Annotated in this window: 11 protein-coding genes; 9 read left to right on the forward strand and 2 right to left on the reverse strand. The window is 35.8% G+C overall.

Annotation, left to right across the window (positions count from 1 at the left end):
• Positions 1-246 precede the first annotated feature (246 nt).
• The 5 genes from rplU (at position 247) to V6255_RS09310 (ending at position 5,534) form a co-directional block, all read left to right on the forward strand.
• Positions 247-558 (forward strand): 50S ribosomal protein L21, encoded by a 312-nt coding sequence (gene rplU, locus V6255_RS09290; protein WP_025563511.1) that lies wholly within the window; start codon positions 247-249, stop codon positions 556-558.
• A gap of 16 nt (positions 559-574) precedes the next feature.
• On the forward strand, positions 575-832 hold the full coding sequence (gene rpmA / locus V6255_RS09295; protein WP_025563510.1) for a 50S ribosomal protein L27: 258 nt from the start codon (positions 575-577) through the stop codon (positions 830-832).
• A gap of 152 nt (positions 833-984) precedes the next feature.
• On the forward strand, positions 985-2,151 hold the full coding sequence (cgtA, locus tag V6255_RS09300; RefSeq protein ID WP_341627896.1) for an Obg family GTPase CgtA: 1,167 nt from the start codon (positions 985-987) through the stop codon (positions 2,149-2,151).
• Between the two features lie 558 nt (positions 2,152-2,709).
• Positions 2,710-3,573 (forward strand): mechanosensitive ion channel domain-containing protein, encoded by an 864-nt coding sequence (locus V6255_RS09305; protein WP_341627897.1) that lies wholly within the window; start codon positions 2,710-2,712, stop codon positions 3,571-3,573.
• 851 nt (positions 3,574-4,424) lie between these two features.
• On the forward strand, positions 4,425-5,534 hold the full coding sequence (locus V6255_RS09310) for a mechanosensitive ion channel family protein (RefSeq protein ID WP_341627898.1): 1,110 nt from the start codon (positions 4,425-4,427) through the stop codon (positions 5,532-5,534).
• Positions 5,535-5,948: 414 nt separating this feature from the next.
• On the opposite strand, the gene barA is transcribed toward V6255_RS09310, so the two are convergent.
• Positions 5,949-8,726 carry a two-component sensor histidine kinase BarA gene (gene barA, locus V6255_RS09315; RefSeq protein ID WP_341627899.1) on the reverse strand — a complete coding sequence of 926 codons (2,778 nt, stop codon included), beginning with the start codon at positions 8,724-8,726 and terminating at the stop codon, positions 5,949-5,951.
• A gap of 115 nt (positions 8,727-8,841) precedes the next feature.
• Between barA and rlmD the strand changes: the two genes are divergently transcribed.
• On the forward strand, positions 8,842-10,179 hold the full coding sequence (gene rlmD, locus V6255_RS09320) for a 23S rRNA (uracil(1939)-C(5))-methyltransferase RlmD (RefSeq protein WP_341627900.1): 1,338 nt from the start codon (positions 8,842-8,844) through the stop codon (positions 10,177-10,179).
• 288 nt (positions 10,180-10,467) lie between these two features.
• Positions 10,468-12,681: a GTP diphosphokinase gene (gene relA, locus V6255_RS09325; protein ID WP_341627901.1), complete on the forward strand. Its 2,214-nt coding sequence runs from the start codon at positions 10,468-10,470 to the stop codon at positions 12,679-12,681.
• A gap of 221 nt (positions 12,682-12,902) precedes the next feature.
• Here relA and priA read toward each other — a convergent pair whose 3' ends face one another.
• Complete coding sequence (gene priA / locus V6255_RS09330) at positions 12,903-15,137, reverse strand: primosomal protein N' (RefSeq protein WP_341627902.1); 2,235 nt, start codon at positions 15,135-15,137, stop codon at positions 12,903-12,905.
• Between the two features lie 365 nt (positions 15,138-15,502).
• Here priA and rpmE point away from each other — a divergent pair, with 365 nt between their 5' ends.
• Entirely contained in the window at positions 15,503-15,718 is a 216-nt protein-coding gene (gene rpmE / locus V6255_RS09335; RefSeq protein WP_025563502.1) for a 50S ribosomal protein L31, read from the forward strand.
• A 235-nt stretch (positions 15,719-15,953) separates the two neighbouring features.
• Positions 15,954-17,195 (forward strand): malic enzyme-like NAD(P)-binding protein, encoded by a 1,242-nt coding sequence (locus tag V6255_RS09340; protein WP_341627903.1) that lies wholly within the window; start codon positions 15,954-15,956, stop codon positions 17,193-17,195.
• The last annotated feature ends 223 nt before the right edge of the window (positions 17,196-17,418 follow it).

The raw sequence follows: 17,418 nt of genomic DNA on the forward strand, positions 1-17,418 counted from the left end.
AAATTAAAAATAATATTATTCATAAGCTTTGATATCACGATCTTCATAGCATTGATTTACAATGTTTTTTATTGAAGTTTTAGGATTAAAAGAGGAAGCAACAAACTAATTGCAATTTTTTAACCAAAACTCGTTGCCAAAGTAAGAATGTCTCTGTAGAATCCGCGTCCATTGTGATTAATTAGTGCGCTCTCGATGTTATGTTTGAAATAAAACAACACGAGATGCCTGAACGGAGTAAGAAACATGTACGCTGTTATCCAGAGTGGTGGCAAGCAACACCGTGTTGCTGTTGAACAAACTCTTCGTTTGGAAAAACTTGATGTTGAAGCTGGTGCAACTGTAGAATTTGATAAAGTTCTATTAGTAGCAAGTGCTGAAGATGTTAAAGTTGGTGTTCCATACGTTGAAGGTAGTAAAGTTACTGCAGAAGTAGTAGCTCACGGTCGTGGCAAGAAAGTTAAAATTGTTAAGTTCCGCCGTCGTAAACATTCTCGTAAGCAAGCTGGTCACCGCCAGTGGTTTACAGAAATTAAAATTACTGCGATTAACGCTTAATTAGGAGTTATTAAAAATGGCACATAAAAAAGCTGGTGGTAGTACTAATAACGGTCGTGACTCAGAAAGTAAACGCTTAGGTGTTAAACGTTTTGGTGGCGAATCTGTTTTAGCTGGTAACATTTTAGTTCGTCAACGTGGTACTAAATTCCACGCTGGTCTAAATGTTGGCTTAGGTAAAGACCACACACTATTCGCTAAAGCGACTGGTACTGTTAAATTCGAAAAGAAAGGCATGCCTTTACGTTCATTCGTGAGCATTGTTGCTGAATAATTTTTTCGAAGCAAATTTTAAAAAGCCTCGCAAATGCGAGGTTTTTTTTTGTCTATCTATTTCTATTGAAAATAAAAAATGTGATCTATGATCAATAGAAATGGGTATAATCATCGCTACTTAAGTAGTGAATATGTTTTTTGGAGGTTGTAATGAAGTTTGTTGATGAAGCAAAGATTAAAGTTGACGCTGGTGACGGTGGCAACGGAGTCGTCGGCTTTCGTACTGAAAAATATATTCCTCGTGGTGGTCCGAATGGCGGCGACGGCGGTGATGGTGGCGATGTTTACCTTGAAGCAGATGAAAATTTAAACACGCTGATCGATTTTCGTTTTGTTCGTTTTTATAATGCAGATCGTGGTGAAAATGGCCAAGTTTCAGACTGTACTGGGTCTCGTGGTAAAGATAAAATTATTAAAGTACCTGTAGGTACTCGTTGTCGTGATGATGATACTGGTGAGATCGTTGGTGATTTAACTAAGAATGGCCAAAAACTACTGGTTGCTAAAGGTGGTTTTCACGGTTTAGGTAATGCACGTTTTAAAACGTCTACTAACCGAGCTCCTCGTCAAAAGACTGAAGGAACGCCAGGTGAAGTGCGTAATTTATTATTAGAGTTATTACTTTTAGCCGATGTCGGCATGTTAGGTTTACCTAATGCTGGTAAATCAACGTTCATTCGAAGTGTTTCTGCTGCAAAGCCAAAAGTAGCTGATTATCCGTTTACTACCTTGATTCCGAATCTAGGTGTTGTAAGTATGGGACACGGTAATAGTTTTGTTATTGCTGACATTCCTGGATTGATTGAAGGTGCTTCTGATGGTGCTGGTTTAGGAACTCGATTCTTACGTCATTTAGAGCGTTGTCGTGTGTTATTACATATGATTGATTTACTACCAGCCGATGCAAGTGATCCTGCTGAGAATGCGTTGATCATTTTAGAAGAGTTGAAGAAACATAGCCCGAAATTGGCAGCTAAACCACGTTGGTTAGTCTTTAATAAAACTGATTTATTATTAGAAGATGAAGCTGAAGAAGTGATGCAACGTGTTAAAGATGCACTTGAATGGGATGGTCCAGTTTATAAAGTGGCTGCTATTTCTAAAACAGGTACACATGACGTATGTAAAGAGTTAGTAGCGTATCTTGAAGAGTTACCTACAGAGTTCACACCAGAAGAAGAGCGTCAGCAAGTTGAATTCCAATGGGATGACTACCATAAAGCAGCGATTGATGCTGTTGAAGGTGCTGTTCACATTGATGATGAAGATTGGGATGATGAAGACGAAATGATGGAAGTTATTTACGTTAGAGAATAATCTTTTCTAACATCCATTATTTATCTTTATTGAGAAGCCATTTAGTGAAAACTAAGTGGCTTTTTTGTCATTGATTTTTGAATAATATGATTATACCAATCACCAATCACCAATCACTCTAATTAACCTCTTTCAGTTATTCTTCGAAAGGACTCAACTTATGCCTTAGACTAAGTCATTTTTCCTGCGTAATATTTAGAACACTTATTTAATGTAATTGATATTATTAATACGCTTTTATTTATCAGGTAGTCAGTTTAATAAATAGCCGCTGTATTGTTTATTTAAACAGTGTGCTTTACGTTACTAATCTCTGTAAAAGGTATGTAGTAAAAACAATGTTGTGAAGGCAACCTTGTAAACCTTATTTTGTAAAAAGAAGGTTGTAAAAAAGGAAGTTTGTAACAGATTATTTAATTAATCGATAAAGCATTAATAAAAATGTTCGGACGAATATAATGACTGAATTCATCATTGAGTCGTCTTTCTTAATAAACTTCAAACTGGTTATTTTTTTAATCAACTTTAAATTATTAAATCGGCATATTAGGAATTAAAATGTCATTAGAAAACACAGAAGTGACAAGCACTTCAATAGTAGAAACTCCTTTTCTTCAGCAGCTTATTGGTTGGGGACGTGATCATAATGAACTGATATTAAGTTATATCGTGAACTTTGTTGTTGCGATATTAATCATTGTTATTGGTTTATATATTGCGCGAACACTATCTAACCTTTTATCGCGTATATTAACCAAGAAGAAAGTTGATAAAACTATTGTCGATTTCCTTTCTGCTATTGCGCGTTATACGCTGATTGCAATGACATTTATTGCAGGAGGAGGGCATTTAGGCATTCAAACTGCTTCATTTGTGGCTATTCTTGCTGCAGCAGGACTTGCGGTCGGCTTAGCCTTAAAAGGGGCCTTATCTAATTTTGCAGCGGGTATTTTATTAGTCACTTTACGTCCTTTTAAAATAGGACACTTTATTGAGGCAGCGGGAACTGCTGGGACAGTTGAATCCATTCAATTATTTCATTGCATATTAAGGACAGGTGATAATAAGCATATCGTTGTACCCAATGCTGCGATTTTAAAAAGTAATATTGTGAATGTCTCTCGTAAGCCTGTACGTCGTATTGATCTCATTATAAGAGTTAGTTATCAATCTGATTTGAAACATGTCAAACACGTTTTAGAGGCCACAATATCAGCCAATGATAAAGTATTAACTGAACCTGGCACACAAATCGCTGTGTCTGAGTTGGCAAGTTCAAGCGTGAACCTTGTGGTTCGACCTTGGGTCAAATCAGGTGATTATTGGTCTGTACGATTTGCCCTAACTGAAAGTATTAAAAATGCGCTAGATAGTGAAAACATTAAAATACCTTATCCACAAATGGATGTGCATCATAAATAAAGTTTTATTTCTTTTAAACCTTTAAACCATTAAAGCGACTCCATTTGAACGATTAGCTTTAATGGTTATAGTGTTATTACTTTTCAATCGACCTTTAAATTTTTTTGAAATTAGAAGTAATAGGCTGGCATAAGAAGGACAAAGGTTTAACGTATTAAAAATTACCTTTAAATTCGATGCCTTAAATAAACTCAGTTTATCAATCGTTATCATTGACCTTCCTGGTGTAAATTGTTCTTTTTATATTTATCGATTTTGACTTTTGGTTATATTTATTGGTGGGTGCTAAATATATGATGTTATTTTCGGCTGGGCTTAATGGAGTCTTAAATAGAGCGTTAAGCGATTTTTAATAATAAGAAATATTTTCTACTTTAATCGATAATTATACCAATCACACTAATTAACTGATCTATTTTACTTGTTAAAATAACTTATTTCTTCGTTGTAAATTTCGTAAAGGGAACAACCATTAAAGAATTAACATCCTTTGGTTAATTCTCCGATAGACGATTAACGAAGTTAATCTTCGAAAGGCTCAATTTACGCCTTAAACTAAGTCATTTTTCCTGCGTAAAATTTAGATCACTTATTGAATGCATCGGTATTATTCGAATTGAATTGATCGTTTTTTAGAGTTTAATGACGGTTACTTAATAGCAAAAAGTGTAATATTACTTGCTATAAAAAGTGTTTTTTTATTGCTTATACTGAACTTTTTTTCGTTCATGTTGTTTTATTGACTCTACTTATCAATTGTTTAGTAGTTGTAACTGGTTTAGCTTTTAGTCTTTTATGAGTATCATCAGTTGCTATTATCTTAACGTCTTCGTTTTACCCTAAGGATTTATATGTTTGAACAAGCTGAAATTTATGTAAGTGACTGGCTACTTACTTTAAATATTGGAAATTGGGTTGCTAACTTCGCTCTAATGTTATGCATCACTCTTTTATTGCAATTAGTTTGGCGCTATTTTGCAAGAAGAGCAGAAAATATGATCGCTAAAACGTTAAATAGTTGGGATGATATTGTCTTCTATGCCGTTAATAAACCGATCAATTGGGTGATTGTCTTGATGGGTACATCAATGTCAATGAGAGTGATCGCAGAAAGTGAAGAGTTTGCCATTTCTGACTATTTACCGGCTGTTCAAAAGGTCGCCATTTTATTTTTGATTGGTTGGGTATTTTGGCGTTTAGTTTATAAAGCGGAACATACTTATATCGCCGATGATGCAAAAGATACAACGACGGTTACCGCATTATCTAAATTAGCAAAACTATCCATTATTACCATCATTACCTTATCTATTATTCAAACTTTAGGTGTGAGTATTTCTGGTGTCTTAGCATTTGGTGGTATGGGGGGATTAATTGTTGGTATGGCGGCTAAGGATTTATTATCAAATCTATTCGGTGCAACCATGGTTTATATGGATAAACCTTTTAAAGTGGGGGATTGGATCCGTAGCCCTGACAAGTCAATTGAAGGGACTGTAGAGGAAATTGGTTGGCGTGTGACGCGTATTCGTACTTTTGATAAACGTCCTATTTACGTGCCAAACAGTTTATTTACAACCATTGTTGTAGAGAATCCATCTCGTATGACTAATCGACGTATTAAAGAAGACTTTGGCCTGCGTTATAAAGATATTCAACAAGTCGAGCATATTATAAAAGCGGTTAGAGAGATGTTACAAAATCATCCTGATATCGATCAGTCACAGACTTTGATTGTTAACTTTGATTTATTTAATAATTCATCTTTAGACTTTTTTATCTATACTTTCACTAAAACAACTAATTGGATTTTGTTTCATGAAGTGAAGCAGGATGTTTTATTAAAAGTAGCCGATATAGTGATTGAGCATGGGGCAGAATTCGCATTCCCTACCCGTCAATTGCACATGGATAAGGATGACCATAGAAACTTATTAGAGAGCTCTGACAGTATTAAATAATAGGTAAGTGATACCTTTGTTATCTCAAAAAGTAGTAAAGTGAAGGCCTATAATTGATAGGCCTTTATTTTTTATTATACAGTACCTTTACTTTTGCGTAGTTCAAAGCGGGTTATTGATAGATAATTTAACGCAGAAATCCACGGAAATAGCAGTGTTGTATCGCTTTGCTTATTCAGAACTAAGGTTAATTACTTATTATACCAATCACAATAAATAGCTTATCTATTTTACTTGTTAAAACAGCCTGATTCCTCGTTGTAAATTTCGCAAAAGAAACAGTCATTTACGCTTTGAATGGAACAGTGTTTCCAGCGCGAAATTTAGATAACATATTTAATGTAATCGGTATTAAAATTCATCGCGATCTTTAATTTTTCAATTATCAGAGCAAGTGCTCAGTAGATAGTTTTTTTATGCTAAATAAGTCTTTGCTTCTTTTTCTACATTATCCAGCTCATCTAATAGTTCCAATAATTCAGGTTCTAACAAGTCTGGATTGATCGAATTTTTGATCTCTTTTTCAATTAATCCTGCGATATTTTTTAATTTAGGAACGCCGCTATAACTACAGCCACCATGAAATTTATGGATTGCTTTTGCAAATTGTTCACTATCTACATCGCCATTAATCGCACTATTTGCTATTTTTCGAATATCATCAAACTCTTCTAATAACATACTCAACATCTCTTTAGCTAAATCACTCTTGCCGGCTGATTGCTGTAATGCCAACTCCCAATCAAAAGATTTCTTTACGATAGCTGGTATTTTTTTATGAGGGAGCTTAGCTATTTCTTCTTGAGGAGCTGCCTCCATTATTTGTGCATTTGGTGCCCATTTATCAATAATAGCTTGTAATGCGAGTTCATCAATCGGTTTTGCTAAACAGTCATCCATCCCTTTCTGTAAGAACTGCTCTTTTTCACCAGGGAGTACATGAGCTGTTACTGCAATGATAGGACTTTCTTGATTGAGCGAGTCCTTTTTAATTTGGGCGCAAGCACTGACACCATCTAAAATAGGCATTTGTATATCCATAAAGATAATATCAAAAGGTGTATTTTTTGCATGTTCAACAGCTTCTTTACCATTCTTACAAGTTGTTACTCGATGAACTCTATCGGTTAACATTGCAGAGATAAGTTTTAAGTTCGCTCTATTATCATCTACAGCCATTACATTAATATCTTTACGTTGTATTGGCATTGCAATTTGTAATGTTGTTGGCGTTGTTTCATTAGACACTAAGGCATTTGCAAAGTTTTTATGGTTAACAGGCTTATTTAAACAATGAGTTATCCCTGTTTCCATTAATTGTTCATAAACACTTGGGTCACTACAGTTAAGCAATACAATGATATTATCAGTATATTCTTTTGCCTGTTCTATATGGGTTAAAAGTGGGGTGATATTAGTGTTGTTACTATGCCCAATCACGATACTGTCATAGCGTTTATGAAGTGCTTTTTGCCATTGAATATCGGTCTCAGTAACTGTGGCATTAGTTTTCCATTGCATTAATAACTGAGAGCATGCGCGTACTGCATATTCATTTGACTCGTAAGCTAAGACGGTACGATTAGATAACCTTTCTAATGGAAGTGAAGCGAGCGGTATACGGGTACATCTTTCGATAGCGATAGTAAACCAGAAAGTAGAACCTGCATTAGGTGTAGAGACTAAGTCAATACTGCCTTTCATTTCATTGACTAATTTTTGCGTGATAACAAGTCCTAAACCTGTACCGCCATACTGGCGCGTGATACTACTATCTGCTTGTCCAAAGGCTTTAAATAGTTGTTCTTGTTGTGCCTCTGATATGCCAATCCCAGTATCAGAGATAATAAACTTAAGTTTGATGCCTTTATCGGTATCATTTTCTTTTTCAGTACGCTGAATCTTAACTTCTATATTACCTTGTTCAGTAAATTTTATAGCATTACCAATTAAGTTAGTTAAGATCTGCTGAAGACGCATTGCATCACCAATTAGTTCTTGGGGTACGTCTTCATCAACCATTAAACTTAATTCAATATTTTTCTCGTGTGCACTGTGCGCTAATAGATGCATTGTTTCATCAATCGATTCACGGATTTCGAAAGGGATATGTTCAAGGTCTAATTTGCCGGCTTCTAGCTTAGAAAAGTCGAGAATGTCATTAATAATATTTAATAGGTTGCCTGCTGAACGTTCAATCGTTTGTAAATAATCCATTTGGTTATTAGTCATTTGTGTTTTTAATAACTGTCGTGCAAAACCAATAACACCATTTAACGGAGTACGTAATTCATGACTCATATTCGCTAAAAATTCAGATTTAACCGAAGCTGCTTGTTGTGCTTCTTTACGGGTAATATCTAACTCAATATTTTGCACTTCCATCTGATCGAGTGTTTCACGTAATTCGCTGGTCGCTAAATCAATACTTTCTTGCATCTCTTCATGGTGTTTGGACATTGCCAATGCCATTTCATTAATACCGTGTTGCAGTAAACCAATTTCACCTGTGTATTCACCTTCAACGCGAGAATTTAAACGTCCTAAACTGATCTTTTCAACGACTGATGCCATGTCTGAAATAGGGGCTGTAATGCGCTTAGCATGTTTAAAGGCCAAATATAAACTGCCTATAATACCTAACAATACCACTAACAAAGAGAAAGCGGCATCGCGATACAGTAACAGCTCAATCTGATCTCTATTTATTTCCAGTGCTACATAACCGACCACCTTACGGGGTTGATCGAATGTTAGCTGGTACTCTAAAAAGTTTGTTTCATCAATAATCGGACTATGGATAATGATACTGTCATCTAAAGTCGTGATTTGCGGTAAGTCGGGTATGGGTTGGTCTTTATCTAAACGCAATTTTTGATAATCACGATGATAATTACTGATAACAAATAATTTATTATCAGCAGTAAAAATAGCAATACTTTTGATCATAGGGCTATTTTTTCGATGAGTGGTCCCAATTAATCGACGCAGAATAGTTCTGGTCTCATCCTGCATACCATATTCACTGGCAATGGATAGCGCATCTGCAATGTTCAATGCCCGATCAATTAAAAACTCATCGGCTTGTTGAAAGCGATGGAATGAAAAGTAACCTGCTAAAATACCACCGATAAGGACAGTCGGTAGTACAGTGTAGGCAATAACTTGTGCGCGTAGGCCGTATTTAGTCATAAGGTAAAATCTAATTTCAATGGAGTAATGAATGCTTGTATTTTTTGTGTGACAATAGCGTTCCGATAAACGTAACCGCTATCATGGCATAGCTTACTTCACCTGTGAAATATTTATGGCCCAGTTCTTCAAAGCATCGCGCACAAATAAGCAAAATAACAAGATAATTAAACATTGCCAGATTGATAAGCTCGATCATCAGGGCAGAGGGATGTTATTCCATCAAAATAAGCCAATGTTTGTGGAAGGTGGTTTAGTTGGTGAAATTGTTGACGTTTCTATCGATGAAGATAAAAAACGTTATAAAAAAGCCAGTATTCTGGCAATACAGCAAAAGAGTGACCTACGCATTGAACCAAATTGCGATCATTATCAAGAATGTGGTGGTTGCCATTTACAGCATGTTGAACAGGCTAGCCAAATTGAAATAAAACAAACGGGCCTTATGACGTTGTTTGAACGTTTCGCAAAACATAAGCCAACACAATTAGAAGCAACATTAAAATCTGATGCCTGGGGTTATCGTCGTTGTGCTCGTTTTGGTGTGATGTATGATAAAAAAACCAAGAAAGTACAAATGGGGCTTCGTCGTTCGGCAAGTAATGAACTCATTAATCAACAAAAATGCCCGGTATTAAAACCTGCATTGTCACAATTAATTTTGCCTCTTAAAGCGTTGTTAAATCAGTTACAAGGTAAGATGGCATTAGGTCATATAGAGTTAGTTGAAGCGGATAATACGGTTGCCGTGTTATTAAGGCATTTAAAGCCATTATCAGAGCAAGATATTGCATTAATCATTGCCTTTTCTGCAGAGCATCAATTGCATTTTTATGCACAAAGCAGCCCGACTGACATTCAATGCTTAACAGAACAGCATAAGTTGACTTATTCGTTAGCAGAACAAGATTGTGAGTTTGAATTTAATATTGATGATTTCTTACAGGTAAATGCAGACATTAATAAACAAATGGTTCAGCAAGCGATTAGTTGGCTTGAACTAAAAAATACGGATCATGTCTTAGATTTGTTTTGTGGCTTAGGCAATTTCACCTTACCGATTGCTAAAAACGTTAAACAAGTTGTTGCTGTTGAAGGCATTCAAAAAATGGTCGACCGTGGTGCACAGAATGCTTTGCATTGTCATTTAACTAATGTTGCCTTTTATCAAGCAGATTTAAGTGACTTGAATGAATTAAAAGCAGATTGGGCACAACAACGTTACGATAAAATACTACTCGATCCTGCTCGAGCGGGTGCTGCCGAGTGTATGGCGTTTGTCGCCAATAAAAAGCCAAGTCATATTGTATATGTTTCATGTGATCCTGTGACATTAGCAAGAGATAGTGCATTACTATTAGAGCAAGGTTATACATTAGCTAAATTAGGTTTGATTGATATGTTCCCACAAACAGCACATATGGAGTCAATGGCATTATTTACTAAAAAATAATCAACGTTTAAAAGGCCATTGTCACAATAATAAAGAGACAATGGCTTTATAAGTTAATAATTTTAAGTATTATTAGTTTTTTGATTAAATGATTTTTAGTTGGCGATTCAAATATAAATTAATTGGAAGCACTCTATAAAATAGAAGGGCTTCATGTGAGTTAAGTCAGAAGGGATAACGTCTATATTTCCCCTTTTAAAGGTGATGACCAGGTATTTAAACATCATGCTATAAGCGTTAATTTTTACTTCCAACTTAAATATTCAGCTACTTTTTTTGGAGAGTTAGATGGTTTCAGTTCGTGATACACATTTTTACCAAAGTGCATTAAATGCCCCAGACAAGTGGGTGACAACATTTGGTTTAAGTAAACAAGATCAAAGTAACTTATTCGAAAACTATAATAAAGTGAGTGAGTTGTGTGACTCTGAACAACAGATAATTGCATTGCAGTTAGGTTGTGAAATGGTTGAGATCCTCGTTACTTTGAATATGGACATGGACACATTAAATGCTGCATTAATTTTCCCTCTGCTCGCTCAAGATGTTTTAAGTACTGAAAAAGTTGATGAGTTATGGCCAAAGCGTATTGCTAAATTGGCAAAAGGCGCAATGGAAATGGAAGGTATTAGAGCCTTACAAAGCCGTGGCAACAAACAAAATGCTGAATCTCAAGTTGATAACTTACGACACATGTTATTAGCAATGGTTGAAGATGTACGTGCAGTGGTGATTAAACTGGCTGAACGAATATGTTACCTGCGCCAAGTTAAAATTGCTGATGAAGACACTAAAGTAAAACTGGCCCATGAAATCTCAACTATCTATGCACCATTAGCAAACCGTCTAGGAATAGGGCAGTTAAAATGGGAGTTAGAAGACCTTTCTTTTCGTTACCTACAAGCAGAAACCTATAAAAATATAGCTAAACAGCTTGATGAAAAACGTATTGACCGCGAAAATTATATCCAAGACTTTGTTGAAACCGTCAAATCATCACTCGCTGAAATGAACATTGAAGGGACTGCTTATGGGCGTCCTAAGCATATTTATAGTATCTATCGAAAAATGCAGAAAAAAGATCTGCAGTTTGATGAACTATATGATGTGCGGGCTGTGCGTGTTGTGGTTGAAAAACTGCAAGATTGTTATGCGGCATTAGGTGCAATACATACTAAATGGCGTCATATTCCTCGTGAATTCGATGACTATATTGCTAACCCTAAACCTAATGGTTACCAATCTATCCATACCGTTGTATTAGGTGATAGTGGCAAACCTGTTGAAGTACAAATACGGACTCAACAGATGCATGAAGACTCAGAAATGGGGGTCGCAGCGCATTGGAAATATAAAGAAGGCAGTGCTGGTGGTAAATCAGCTAGTAACTACGAAGAAAAAATCGCGTGGTTACGTAAGTTGCTTGCTTGGCAAGAAGATATGACCGACGGAGACGACTTAGTCGAAGAAATCCGTAGCCAAGTATTTAATGATCGTGTTTATGTCTTTACACCTAAAGGTGAAGTGATCGATTTACCTGCAGGTTCTACACCACTTGATTTTGCTTATTATATTCATAGTCTGATTGGACACCGTTGTATTGGTGCGAAAGTAGCAAATCATATTGTTCCTTTTACATATCAATTGAAAACCGGTGATCAAATTGAAATTCTGACTCAAAAAGAACCGAATCCAAGTCGTGATTGGTTAAACCCACAACTGGGTTATATCAATGCGCCAAGAGCGCGACATAAAGTGGCTACTTGGTTTAGAAAACAAGATCGCGATAAAAATATTATTGCAGGTCGTGAGTTACTAGAAGTTGAACTTGTTAAAATTGATTTGAAGTTAACTGATATTACACCTGCCATTACGCGTTTCAATGTCGGCACAACAGATGATATCTATGCAGGAATTGGTAATGGTGATTTACGTCTTAATCAACTTGTTCATTTTTTAGATGGTTTTTATCATCAACAAACACTAGAGCAACAAGACGCTGCTGCATTATTAGAATTACAAAACCGTAAAATACAAATGACGCCTAAAAATACAGGTAAAGACATTATTATTGATGGTGTAGGTAATTTAATGCATAACATTGCAAGATGTTGTCAGCCAGTGCCTGGTGAAGGTATTGTTGGATATATTACGCAAGGGCGTGGCATTTCAATTCATAGAAAAAACTGTGAACAATTAGCGGATTTAGAAGAAGCACATCCTGAACGTATCATTAATGCAAACTGGGGAGATTCTCAATCATCGGGGTATACATTAACGTTACGTTTAATCGCAGATGACCGAAATGGCTTGTTGAAAGATATTACAACCGTATTATCCAATGAAAAAGTAAACCTGTTAGGGGTTAATAGCCAAACCAACACGAAGACGTTAACGGCGACTATCGATTTGTCTTTAGAAGTTCAAAATAACAAAGAGATCAATAAACTGTTGGTTAAATTGAAGCAACTAAAAGATGTGTCTGACGCTCGTCGACTTTAGTTAATGTCATACTAAAGGCATTAATACAGTGCATTTAGGAAAGTTTTAAACATATGAAAAAGCCTAATAATTCATCTCGATGAGATTATTAGGCTTTTTGTTTTTAGATAATCTATTTTTAGACCATCTATTTTTAGTTAATCTGATGTTGATTAACGATGTTGAGCGAATATGTTTAATCAATAAGCTTCCATCAATAAATTCAATATCACTACTTATGATTAAACAAAATCTATAGGGTCAACATCAATTGACCAGCGTACTTTTCTACCTTCAGGTAACTTTTCAAAGTGAGCTAATGCGATGTTTAATGTTTTTGTTATGAGCACTCTCTGTTCACTCTGCAGCAATAATTGAAAGCGATATTTTCCAGCTCTTCTTTCCATTGAAGCGGCAATAGGCCCTAATATTAATAATCTGTCGCTGACTTTATTATTATCTGCAATTTGATTTAAAGTTTGCTTGCACAGCCTCAGGAAGTTTTCTGCTTGTGTTGCATTTAAAGATTCAGCTCTAATGAGTGCTTGAAAAGAAAAAGGCGGCAGTTGTGCCATTCTTCTTTCTTGTAATGCCGTTCGAGAAAAGTCTCCATAGCCATTATTGACTAGTTCTTGTAATAGGTTGTGTTCTGGATGAAAAGTTTGTAATACTACTTGGCCTTTTTTCTCTGCACGTCCTGCTCTCCCTGCTACTTGTGTAAATAGTTGTCCTAATCGCTCACTTGCACGGAAGTCATTACTAAAAAGTGCACCGTCCACATCGACTAAGGCCACCAATGTGACATCAGGGAAATGGTGTCCTTTAGCGAGCATTTGTGTACCGAGTAAAATTTTATATTTGCCACTATTAATATCATCAAGATAATTATTGAAACTATCTTTTTTACGCGTATTGTCTCGGTCAATTCGGACCGTTGGGTGATCGGGAAATAATTGATTTAATGTTTCTTCAAGCTGCTCTGTTCCAACACCAGTAGAGTGCAAATTGGTAGAACCACAATCATGGCATTGTTCTGGAACTGGGTGTGTTGCCATGCAATGATGACAGTGCAAGTAATTAGCACTTTTATGGTAAGTATAAAACGCATCACAACGTTCACATTTCACCAACCATCCACATTCATGACACATTAAAACGGGGGCATAACCTCGACGGTTTAAAAACAAAATAACTTGATTGTTTTTTGCTAAATGTTGCTGCATTAATTCAATTAATTGTGGAGACAACCCCGACTTAAGCGGTAACCCGGTAAGATTAATTAAATCATTTCTAGGTGGCTTTGCATTACCAGCCCGATGCGTTAAAAATAAATGCTGATAACGGCCGGATAGTGCGTTATTAAGAGACTCAAAAGCAGGAGTAGCCGAGCCTAATAAAATAGGTATGTTTTGTTCTGAAGCGCGTTTTATTGCGAAGTCACGTGCATGATAACGAAAACTATCTTGTTGTTTAAAAGAGGCATCATGCTCTTCATCCAAAATAATTAAGCCTAGGTTTTTAAAGTCACTAAAAATGGCACTACGAGTACCAATAATAATAGCAGCACTACCTTGTTGAGCATGTAACCAAGTTTCTAATTGTTGTTGTTCATTCAATGCTGAATGTTTTAAATAAATAGGGACATTAAAACGCGCTTTAAATCGTTTGACTGTTTGTGGTGTTAACCCAATTTCAGGTACGATAATTAAGGCTTGTTGTCCTTGTTCTAATACAGCTTTCAGAATATTTAAGTAAACTTCCGTTTTACCGCTGCCAGTAATACCTTCTAATAAGTAACATTTAAATTTATTTAATTGTTGCGTTACCGTTGTCACTGCGATCGCTTGCTCAGTACTTAAATTAGGTTTTTCTTGTAACTCTCGTATGTCATGTGGCCACGTTAAATTGGTTTCTGGCATTTGTTCGTAATGCTCAACCAGTTTTTTTTCTTGTAGGCTATTTAAGGTTGCACGGGTTACCCCTTGGCTTTTTAATTGTTCATAAGCGATTGGGGAGCCTTGCAATAATGTTGCAGCATGACATTGTTTTTTAGCTCGAGCTAATTGGTCAAGGTTTACATCTTCTTGAACTAGTTTCCAATACTCTTGCGTTTTAAAGGTCGCCGCTTTACCTTTTCGCAATAAAGTTGGGATAGCCTGCTGGAATACATCACCGAAAGGGTGTTGATAATATATGGCAGCCCAATTTAATAGCTTATATAAGCCTGAACTCAATAAAGGTTGTTGGTCTAATAGTTGTGATACGGACTTTAATTTATCAATCGCATAATCAGATTCTTCAGGTGTTGCCGTGATCACACCAATTTGTTTACGCGGACCGCCACCAAAAGGAACTAATACACGACAACCAACCAGTGAGTTTGGATCTTTGGGACAAAGATGTGCCGCAAGTAAGTAGTCAAATTGTCTATGTAAAGGAATAGCTAATGCTACTCTGCAAATTATTGGTTTAGTCATAGTTGATGTGTTTTAAATGATAAAGTATAGAATGAAGTTGTATTGTAACCTGTTTAGTTATGTGGTTCTGTTTAAGTCTTATATTTTGTTCTTTTACATTGATCTTATTGATTTATATAATAGATAAAACATAAAAGTAGTTTGCTGATCCAAAGGTACCTATGCCTTGCTTGATAGCCATTTATTACCTGTTTTTTACCACCGTAATAAAGTGTTAAATTTTAGTTATTTTAAGTTGTACTTTTATTATTCGTTACTATACAATCCGCAACTTGTAATAAAATGATAAATACGTGTGGTACTTTGTTGAATGAAATAATTCATTCAAGCTGAGCAGCGACACGGCCTAAATAGAGGTTTTCCCAATGAGAAAAGAAATTCACCCAGAATACAAATTAGTTACTGCAACTTGTTCATGTGGTAACGTTATTAAAGTTGGTTCTACGCTTGGTAAAGAAGAGTTAACTTTAGATATCTGTTCAGCTTGTCACCCATTCTACACTGGTACTCAACGTGTTGTTGATACTGGCGGCCGTATTGACAAGTTCAAAAAACGTTTCGGTGCTTTATCTTCTAAATAAGATAACTACCACGTTTTTTAAAAAGCACCTTAGGGTGCTTTTTTTGTATCTAAAATCTCAGTTTTTAAAGCCTTTTTGCTGTAAAATTAACCAACTGTTATAGTATGTTATCGTCATTCACGTGTGTGTATAATATGAATTAACTCTGTGATTATGATCAAAACTTGATTATCATCACTCTTCAGTTTTAAAAAACTAACTCAAATTACTTAGTTCATCATAACGGGATTTATAAATGTCAGATAAACGCCAACAAGCTCTTGATTATCATGCTTTTCCTAAACCAGGGAAAATAAGTATCGAGTTGACTACCCCTGCTGAAACAGCAGACGATTTATCATTAGCTTATAGTCCAGGTGTCGCAGAGCCGGTTAGAGAAATCGCTGCAAACCCTGATGATGTCTATAAATATACAGCTAAAGGTAACTTAGTTGCCGTTATTACAAATGGTACTGCTATTTTGGGGTTAGGCAATTTAGGTCCATTAGCGTCTAAACCTGTAATGGAAGGCAAAGCGTTATTATTTAAACGATTTGCTAATCTTGATGCGATAGATATTGAAGTAAAACACCGTACTCCAGAAGAGTTTATTAATACGGTTGCTAATATTGCAGATACATTTGGTGGTATTAACCTTGAAGATATTAAAGCGCCTGAATGTTTCATAATAGAAAAAGAATTAAAAGAACGTTGCAGTATTCCTGTTTTTCATGATGATCAACACGGTACTGCCATTGTTACAGCTGCTGCAATGATCAATGCACTAGATATCCAAGGTAAAAATATTGAGGATGTGAAAATAGTTTGTATGGGGGCTGGTGCTGCCGCTATTTCTTGTATGGAACTATTAATTAAATGTGGCGCTCTACGTGAAAAAATTTATATGTTAGATCGTAAAGGCGTCATTCATACTCGTCGTGATGATATTAATGAATATAAGCAACGTTTTGCGAATAATACCGATCAACGTACTTTACAAGATGTTATTTGTGGTGCCGATGTGTTTGTTGGTGTGTCTGGTCCGAATGTATTAGGGGCTGAAGATGTTAAATTAATGGCGCCAAACCCGGTTATCTTTGCTTGTTCAAATCCCGACCCTGAAATCAAACCTGAGTTAGCTCATTCTGTTCGTGATGATCTTATTATGGCAACTGGACGCAGTGATTACCCTAACCAAGTTAATAATGTTTTGTGTTTCCCATTTATTTTCCGTGGTGCGCTAGATGTGCGTGCGACAGATATAAATGATGAAATGAAAGTGGCTGCAGTTAATGCCATTCGTGAGATTGCTAAACAGCCAGTGCCCCAAGAAGTATTAACGGCAAGTGGTAGTAGTGAACTTACATTTGGTAAAAATTACATTATTCCGAAACCAATGGATCCTCGTTTGTTAAAAAGTGTTGCTGGTGCAGTTGCTCGTGCAGCAGTTGAAACGGGTGTCGCTCAAATTGAGTTACCAGATAACTATATGTTATAAAATTAGACTCACAAGTTAATGGAACTGTGTCTATTTTGTTGTTTTTTTGATCTTAATAGAACAGAATACCTCCATTAATGGGCTATTATTGGCTCAGGGTTCACAATATACAATTTATTAGTAAATGATTTATATTGATTAGACTTCAATAGTGGAATCAAATGCTAATAAGTTGTAAATTACGACATTTATTTTTCCATCACTTTCTTGTAAGGGTAATTAT

Source organism: Psychromonas arctica, assembly GCF_038155225.1.
GTDB classification, from domain to species: domain Bacteria; phylum Pseudomonadota; class Gammaproteobacteria; order Enterobacterales; family Psychromonadaceae; genus Psychromonas; species Psychromonas arctica_B.

Excerpts from the sequence above, each read along its gene's own strand:
- V6255_RS09305 (WP_341627897.1), top strand. The coding sequence starts at position 2,710 with ATGTCATTAGAAAACACAGAAGTGACAAGCACTTCAATAGTAGAAACT.
- relA (WP_341627901.1), top strand. The coding sequence starts at position 10,468 with ATGGTTTCAGTTCGTGATACACATTTTTACCAAAGTGCATTAAATGCC.
- V6255_RS09310 (WP_341627898.1), top strand. The coding sequence starts at position 4,425 with ATGTTTGAACAAGCTGAAATTTATGTAAGTGACTGGCTACTTACTTTA.
- V6255_RS09340 (WP_341627903.1), top strand. The coding sequence starts at position 15,954 with ATGTCAGATAAACGCCAACAAGCTCTTGATTATCATGCTTTTCCTAAA.
- rpmE (WP_025563502.1), top strand. The coding sequence starts at position 15,503 with ATGAGAAAAGAAATTCACCCAGAATACAAATTAGTTACTGCAACTTGT.
- rlmD (WP_341627900.1), top strand. The coding sequence starts at position 8,842 with ATGGCCCAGTTCTTCAAAGCATCGCGCACAAATAAGCAAAATAACAAG.
- priA (WP_341627902.1), bottom strand. The coding sequence starts at position 15,137 with ATGACTAAACCAATAATTTGCAGAGTAGCATTAGCTATTCCTTTACAT.
- barA (WP_341627899.1), bottom strand. The coding sequence starts at position 8,726 with ATGACTAAATACGGCCTACGCGCACAAGTTATTGCCTACACTGTACTA.
- rplU (WP_025563511.1), top strand. The coding sequence starts at position 247 with ATGTACGCTGTTATCCAGAGTGGTGGCAAGCAACACCGTGTTGCTGTT.
- rpmA (WP_025563510.1), top strand. The coding sequence starts at position 575 with ATGGCACATAAAAAAGCTGGTGGTAGTACTAATAACGGTCGTGACTCA.
- cgtA (WP_341627896.1), top strand. The coding sequence starts at position 985 with ATGAAGTTTGTTGATGAAGCAAAGATTAAAGTTGACGCTGGTGACGGT.